Raw genomic sequence first — 6,540 nt, forward strand, 5'->3', positions numbered from 1 at the left:
TGCGGTTAAGCAATATGGTTGTTATAAAGGCTTGTTGTTATTCCTCAAAAGACTGTTAAACAATATTTATAGATCTTTAATGAATATAAAAGGCTGTTTACATGGGGGGCTGGCACCGCGTGCCGAAACCTCGATACCCACTATCGAGCGCGTTGATTTCTGCCCGGAGAAGGGCGCGAGTAGCCTGTGGTCATTGCCCCGAACCCAGATGCCAGGACGCCACCCCATGAAATTGCCAGTCGCCATTTTGCTGCTGCTCGCCGTCTCCGTACTCGCCGGATGTGCCAGCCATGTTTCCCCGGAACTACGCCCTTACACTGCGGAAGAAAGCCGTGAATTGGCCATTGAAGATCTCAATCGTCGCAGCCTGTCGTTTGACGAATACCATGCGAAAAAGGCCGAATTGCTCGGTCAGCCTCAGAAAACCTTCAGCTTCGATAAACAGGGCGAAATGAACGCTGAGCGGACTGTGCAGCTGCACGGTCGGCCTAGCTGAGAGACTGTACCGCTCGAAGTTTCACCCAACTGTCCATGGGTTTGCGCTGTGGCGTGCGGTAGGGTCAATACCTGACCGACCCTGATGGACCGATTCCGATGACGCTCTCTCCCGATCTGCTGCTGGGCTTCGCATTATTTGCCCTTGTCACTTCAATCACTCCTGGCCCGAACAACACTATGTTGCTGGCATCGGGGGTGAACTTTGGCTTTAACCGCACCATTCCGCACATGCTTGGCATCACCTGCGGTTTCTTTTTGCTGGTCGTGGCGGTGGGACTTGGTCTGGGCGCGGTGTTTCAAACCTATCCATTGCTTTACACGGTATTACGGTATGTCGGCGCGGCCTACCTGTTGTACCTGGCATGGAAAATTGCCCACTCCGGACCGGTTTCCGACACCCAGGACAGTGAGGCAAAGCCGATCAGCTACCTCGGTGCGGCGGCGTTTCAATGGGTCAATCCCAAGGCCTGGATCATGGCGATCGGCGCCATCAGCACCTACACGCCGATGCAGGGCTATTTCACCAATGTCATCGTGATTGCCGCGGTATTTGCCGTGATCAATCTGCCGAGCGTCAGCGTCTGGGCCGCGTGCGGCACGCTGTTGCGCAACGTATTGAAGGATCGCCGCTGGCTGCGACTGTTCAATTGGGGGATGGCCGCGCTGCTGGTGATTTCGCTTTATCCGCTGCTGCTGGAGAGCATTGGCTGATGCATTGCTTCAACCGGCTGGCCGATGCCTGTTAAGCTCGACTTCAGGAGCGTTCCGACGCACTTTTAAATGAAGTTGTTCTTCTTTAACGGCATCCGATCAGGTATTTCTAGCGTTCTGGGATATCAACGCAGCTCACGAGGCTGCGCTTTATCGTTCCAGTGACGAGCCTCCTGATCCCGGAACCCGCTCTGCGAGTCTTTTATGAATAAACGCCCGTTGTATTTCGACTACGCCGCCACCACCCCGGTGGATGAGCGGGTCATCAAGGTAATGGTCGAGTGCCTGGGTTTCACCGGTAACTTCGGTAACCCCGCGTCCAGCTCCCATGCGTTCGGCCAGCAGGCCCGGCAATCGGTCGAGCAGGCCCGTCAGCAAGTCGCCGACCTGATCGGTGCCCAGGCCGGACAGATCGTCTGGACTTCCGGCGCCACCGAATCGAATAACCTCGCGCTCAAGGGCGTAGCTCAGGCCCGTGGCGTTGCCGGTGGCCATGTCATCACCAGCCAGATCGAGCACAAGGCGATTCTCGACACTGCCCGGCAACTGCAGGACGCCGGAATAGCGGTGACTTACCTGGTGCCGGATGCCGATGGCCTGATCACCCCCCAGGCGGTCAGCGAAGCCATGCGCGAGGACACCTTTCTGGTCTCGCTGATGCTGGTCAACAACGAACTGGGTACGGTCAACGATATCGCCGGCATCGGCGAGATCGTGCGGGCGCGGGAGGTCTTGTTTCATGTCGATGCGGCGCAGGGTGCCGGCAAGGTGGTCATCGACCTGGAACGGTTGCCGGTGGATTTGATGTCATTTTCAGCCCACAAGATCTACGGCCCCAAAGGGATCGGTGCACTGTATGTGGGACCGCGCGCGCAACAGCGCCTGCAGGCACAGATTCACGGCGGCGGGCACGAGGGCGGGTTGCGCTCGGGCACTCTGGCGACTCATCAGATCGTCGCCATGGGGGTGGCTTTCGAGTTGGCGGCGCAGCTGTTCGAGGACGAAAAAACCATCATCGTCGGTTTGCGAGAACGCCTGCTCGAACATCTCTCCAGCATTCCGGGTGTGCGCCTTAACGGCAGTCCACTCCAGCGCATTCCCCACACCCTCAGCCTGACGTTCGCCGAGGGTGAATTCAATTCAGCGGTATTGAGCCACTCGATCGCGTTTTCCGCGACTTCAGCGTGCAATTCCGCCAGTAATACCCCCTCGCATGTGCTGCTGGCCTTGGGGCATGACGCCCGCTCGGCAAGTCGCACTATCCGCTTGAGTCTTGGACGGTTCACCACCGAGCAGGACATCGACCAGGCGGCAGAACTGATAAAAGCAGCCTGCGCCAGTGCTCCGACATTCTGGCAATAGGGCTTCAAAGCGCCGATTCGAATCAGTGCTTCAACAATAATGAATACGTGATTAGCAGGAGACATGATGAGTACGCAGCCTTCGATCAACGGGTCAGTGCCCCAGCGCCTGGCGCAAACCCGCGAGCTGATGAGCCGGGAGGGCATTCATGCGCTGCTGGTGCCATCGGCGGATCCGCACCTGTCGGAATACCTGCCGGGTTACTGGCAGGGGCGTCAGTGGCTGTCGGGCTTTCATGGTTCGGTCGGTACGCTGATCGTCACGCCGGACTTCGCTGGAGTCTGGGCCGACAGCCGCTATTGGGAGCAGGCGACCAAGGAACTCGAAGGCAGCGGTATCGAGCTGATCAAGTTGCAACCGGGCCAGCCCGGGCCGCTGGAATGGCTGGCAGAGCAGACCCCCGAAGGCGGTGTGGTCGCGGTAGACGGCGCGGTGATGGCGGTCGCCTCTGCGCGCACGCTCGGTAGCAAGCTTGAAGAGCGCGGTGCCCGGCTGCGTACCGACATTGACCTGCTGAGCGAAGTCTGGAGTGATCGTCCGACCCTGCCCAATGAACCGATCTATCAACACCTGCCGCCCCAGGCGACGGTCAGCCGCACAGAAAAACTCGGCAAACTGCGCGAGGTGATGAAAGAACGCGCAGCTGACTGGCATTTCATCGCCACTCTTGATGACATTGCCTGGTTGTTCAACCTGCGCGGCGGTGACGTGTCATTCAACCCGGTGTTTGTTTCCTTCGCCTTGATCGGCCCGCAACAGGCCACCTTGTTCGTGGCGTTGAGCAAGGTCAGCGCCGAGTTGCGCGCGGTGCTTGAGCAGGATGGGGTGACTTTGCGTGATTACAGCGAAGTCGCTGATGCGTTGCGTGCGGTACCCGCCGGAACGAGCCTGCAGGTTGATCCCGCGCGGGTGACGGCGGGCTTGCTGGCTAACCTGAGCAGTGACGTGAGGCTGGTCGAAGGCCTGAACCCGACGACCCTGGCCAAATCACGCAAAAGCCTGGCTGATGCCGAGCATATCCGCCAGGCCATGGAGCAGGATGGCGCAGCACTGTGCGAGTTCTTCGCCTGGCTGGAGTCGGCGTGGGGCCGTGAGCGTATTACCGAACTGACCATTGACGAGCACCTGACGGCCGCACGTACCCGTCGCCCTGACTATGTATCGCTGAGTTTCAACACTATTGCTGCATTCAACGCCAATGGCGCAATGCCGCACTATCACGCGACCGAAGAAGAGCACGCGGTGATCGAGGGCGACGGCCTGTTGTTGATCGACTCCGGTGGCCAGTACCTGGGCGGCACAACCGACATCACGCGAATGGTGCCAGTGGGTACACCCACCGAAGAGCAGAAGCGCGATTGCACGCGGGTGCTAAAAGGCGTTATCGCCTTGTCCCGTGCGCAGTTTCCCAAGGGCATTCTTTCTCCGCTGTTGGACGCCATCGCTCGGGCGCCGATCTGGGCTGAACGCGTCGATTATGGTCACGGTACTGGCCATGGCGTCGGTTACTTCCTGAACGTGCACGAAGGTCCCCAGGTGATCGCCTATCAAGCCGTGGCCGCACCGCAAACTGCGATGCAGCCGGGAATGATCACCTCCATTGAACCGGGTACCTATCGCCCGGGCCGCTGGGGTGTGCGGATCGAGAACCTGGTGCTTAATCGCGAGGCCGGCAGCAGCGAATTTGGTGAGTTCCTCAAATTCGAAACATTGACCCTGTGCCCGATCGATACCCGCTGCCTGCTACCGGCACTGCTGACGGAAGACGAAAAGCAATGGTTCAACGGCTATCACGCCGAAGTGCGCGAGCGCTTGAGCCCGCTACTCGACGGGGCTGCGCTGGAGTGGTTGAACACCCGGACCGCAGCTATCTGATGTTCGAAAGATCAGGCGCCGCAAGCGGCGCCTGCATTTCCATCTCCGCAATCAACTCAACGCTTCAGCCACGAAGTCCAGCCGGTCCTGGCCAAAGAACAGCTCATTACCGACGAACATGCTCGGTGCCCCGAACACTCCTCTTTGCACCGCTCGCTCGGTATTGTCCTTGAGCGCAGTCTTCACTTCTTCGTCCGCAGTCAGTGCCATGACTTCATTCGGATCAAAACCGTGTTGCATCAGCACTGCGGCGACGGTTGCCGGATCATCCAGACTGCGACCCTCCACCCACAATGCCTGGAACAGGCAGTCGATAAAGGCCTCGAAGCGTTCGGGGTGGCGTAGCTGCATGCCAGTTACCGCGCGCATCAACATCAGGGTGTTGATGGGAAAGTGCGGATTGAACCTGAGTGGCACGCCGTAACGTTTTGCATAGCGGTCCAGATCCTTGAACATGTAGCGACCCTTGGCGGCAATGGTCGCTGGGGAAGCGTTGCCCGTTGCCTTGAATACACCTCCCAGCAACATGGGAACGTAGATCAACTGGCTGTCGGTCTGCTCGCAGATCTTTGGCAGCTGTGTATAGGCCAGGTAAGTGGCGGGGCTGCCAAGGTCGAAAAAAAACTCCACGGTTTTGCTCATGATCGATGTGCTCTGCTTATTATTGGGGGAGGGCTTACCAGCGTTCGTTCCAGGGGCGCAGGTCGAGTTCGAAGGTCCAGGCGTCACGAGGCTGGCTGTGCAGGTACCAGTAATTTTCGGCGATGTGCTCGGGGTTGAGGATGCCGTCCTGATCCTTGGTGGCATATTTCTCGGGAAAGCTGTCGCGGATGAAATCGGTATCGATTGCGCCGTCGACTACCACGTGAGCCACGTGAATGTTCATCGGTCCCAGTTCCCTGGCCATGCTCTGGGCCAAGGCGCGGATGCCGTGTTTAGCTCCAGCGAACGCTGCGAATCCTGCTGCACCGCGTAGTCCGGCAGTGGCGCCGGTGAAGAGAATCGTTCCCCGCCGCCGCTCGACCATGCGCTTGGCGACTTCGCGGCCATTGAGAAAACCTGAAAAACAGGCCATCTCCCAGATCTTGAAATACTTGCGCGCGGTTTCTTCGAGAATGCTGCACGGCACGTTCGCGCCGATGTTGAACACGAACGCTTCGATCGGGCCGATCTGGCTTTCGATTTGTTCCACCAGAGCAACCACATCCTCTTCCTTGCGGGCATCGCAGGCAAAACCATGGGCCTCGGCGCCGGTAGCCAGGATGGCATCCACCAGGGGCTGGAGCTTATCGGCACTGCGCCGTGTCACGCAGGCAACAAATCCCTCCTGGGCAAAACGTTTGGCAATGGCGCCACCAGTGGCATCCCCTGCGCCGACAACGAGTACGACCTTCTTGTTATTCATGACGGATCCTTTGGTAAACTATCGTTAACTAAACGAACGTTATGCTACGATTCAGCAGGCGTCAAGATGATCAATTCGGAGGGCAGGGCAATGCGTTATTCGGCCAGTCACAAACTGGAAACCAGAGAGAAGCTTCTGCAGTCCAGCGCGTTGTCGGCGAAGAAATCCGGTTTTTCCACTGTGGGCGTGGATGGCCTGATGAAGGCGATCGGTTTAAGCGGTGGGGCGTTCTACAGCCACTTCTCCTCCAAGGACGAACTGTTCGCTTCAATCGTAGAGCGCGAGTTGGCGCAGAGCACGGCGCGGCTGGGAGCGGATCAGGATCTGGACAAGCTGGATCGCTGTCTCAGGCATTACCTCAGCATGACCCATGTTCAGAGCGCGGAGACCGGGTGCGCTTTACCCGCACTGGGCGCCGAAATTGCCCGTTCGGATGACGCTGTTCGCCAGCAGGCGGAAGACTGGATATGCCGGCTGCAGGAAAACTGGGCGCGGACTTTGGAGAGCGACAGCCTTGCCTGGGCAATTCTGTCGCAGTGCATCGGTGCATTGGTGGTAGCGCGCATGCTGGCTACACCGGACATCCAGCGCACGGTGCTGAAGTCCAGCTACGACGAGATCCGTCGGCAGATCGCTGATCCGCGAGCCTGACGAGTCGGTTGTTTACTTGCAGATGACGATCATGCTGC

At 58.7% G+C, this 6,540-nt stretch carries 8 protein-coding genes (1 of these 8 running past the window's edge); 5 read left to right on the forward strand and 3 right to left on the reverse strand.

The window, feature by feature from the left end; translation table 11 throughout:
- The first annotated feature begins 226 nt into the window (after positions 1 to 226).
- From ACYZTK_RS23430 to ACYZTK_RS23445, 4 genes are all read left to right on the forward strand, one after another.
- On the forward strand, positions 227 to 496 hold the full coding sequence (locus tag ACYZTK_RS23430; protein WP_462011995.1) for a hypothetical protein: 270 nt from the start codon (positions 227 to 229) through the stop codon (positions 494 to 496).
- Between the two features lie 98 nt (positions 497 to 594).
- Positions 595 to 1,209 carry a LysE family translocator gene (locus ACYZTK_RS23435; RefSeq protein ID WP_462011996.1) on the forward strand — a complete coding sequence of 205 codons (615 nt, stop codon included), beginning with the start codon at positions 595 to 597 and terminating at the stop codon, positions 1,207 to 1,209.
- Between the two features lie 204 nt (positions 1,210 to 1,413).
- Positions 1,414 to 2,571 (forward strand): cysteine desulfurase family protein, encoded by a 1,158-nt coding sequence (locus tag ACYZTK_RS23440; RefSeq protein WP_462011997.1) that lies wholly within the window; start codon positions 1,414 to 1,416, stop codon positions 2,569 to 2,571.
- Between the two features lie 66 nt (positions 2,572 to 2,637).
- Positions 2,638 to 4,446, forward strand: a complete 1,809-nt coding sequence (locus ACYZTK_RS23445) for an aminopeptidase P family protein (protein WP_462011998.1) — start codon at positions 2,638 to 2,640, stop codon at positions 4,444 to 4,446.
- A gap of 51 nt (positions 4,447 to 4,497) precedes the next feature.
- Here the strand turns inward: ACYZTK_RS23445 and ACYZTK_RS23450 are convergent, their stop codons facing one another.
- Together ACYZTK_RS23450 and ACYZTK_RS23455 are read right to left on the reverse strand one after the other, a co-directional pair.
- Entirely contained in the window at positions 4,498 to 5,088 is a 591-nt protein-coding gene (locus ACYZTK_RS23450) for a 2-hydroxychromene-2-carboxylate isomerase (protein WP_462011999.1), read from the reverse strand.
- A 34-nt stretch (positions 5,089 to 5,122) separates the two neighbouring features.
- Positions 5,123 to 5,851, reverse strand: a complete 729-nt coding sequence (locus ACYZTK_RS23455; RefSeq protein WP_462012000.1) for an SDR family oxidoreductase — start codon at positions 5,849 to 5,851, stop codon at positions 5,123 to 5,125.
- A gap of 90 nt (positions 5,852 to 5,941) precedes the next feature.
- On the opposite strand from ACYZTK_RS23455, the gene ACYZTK_RS23460 reads away from it, so the two are divergent.
- On the forward strand, positions 5,942 to 6,502 hold the full coding sequence (locus ACYZTK_RS23460; RefSeq protein WP_462014959.1) for a TetR/AcrR family transcriptional regulator: 561 nt from the start codon (positions 5,942 to 5,944) through the stop codon (positions 6,500 to 6,502).
- A 12-nt stretch (positions 6,503 to 6,514) separates the two neighbouring features.
- Here the strand turns inward: ACYZTK_RS23460 and ACYZTK_RS23465 are convergent, their stop codons facing one another.
- Positions 6,515 to 6,540, reverse strand: the 3' portion of a protein-coding gene (locus ACYZTK_RS23465; protein ID WP_462012001.1) for a hypothetical protein. The gene runs 256 nt beyond the window's last position; the window shows 26 of its 282 coding nt (coding positions 257-282); the start codon falls outside the window, past its right edge; the stop codon is at positions 6,515 to 6,517.

Source organism: Pseudomonas sp. LB3P31, from assembly GCF_054897945.1.

Excerpts from the sequence above, each read along its gene's own strand:
- ACYZTK_RS23430 (WP_462011995.1), top strand. The coding sequence starts at position 227 with ATGAAATTGCCAGTCGCCATTTTGCTGCTGCTCGCCGTCTCCGTACTC.
- ACYZTK_RS23435 (WP_462011996.1), top strand. The coding sequence starts at position 595 with ATGACGCTCTCTCCCGATCTGCTGCTGGGCTTCGCATTATTTGCCCTT.
- ACYZTK_RS23440 (WP_462011997.1), top strand. The coding sequence starts at position 1,414 with ATGAATAAACGCCCGTTGTATTTCGACTACGCCGCCACCACCCCGGTG.
- ACYZTK_RS23445 (WP_462011998.1), top strand. The coding sequence starts at position 2,638 with ATGAGTACGCAGCCTTCGATCAACGGGTCAGTGCCCCAGCGCCTGGCG.
- ACYZTK_RS23450 (WP_462011999.1), bottom strand. The coding sequence starts at position 5,088 with ATGAGCAAAACCGTGGAGTTTTTTTTCGACCTTGGCAGCCCCGCCACT.
- ACYZTK_RS23455 (WP_462012000.1), bottom strand. The coding sequence starts at position 5,851 with ATGAATAACAAGAAGGTCGTACTCGTTGTCGGCGCAGGGGATGCCACT.
- ACYZTK_RS23460 (WP_462014959.1), top strand. The coding sequence starts at position 5,942 with ATGCGTTATTCGGCCAGTCACAAACTGGAAACCAGAGAGAAGCTTCTG.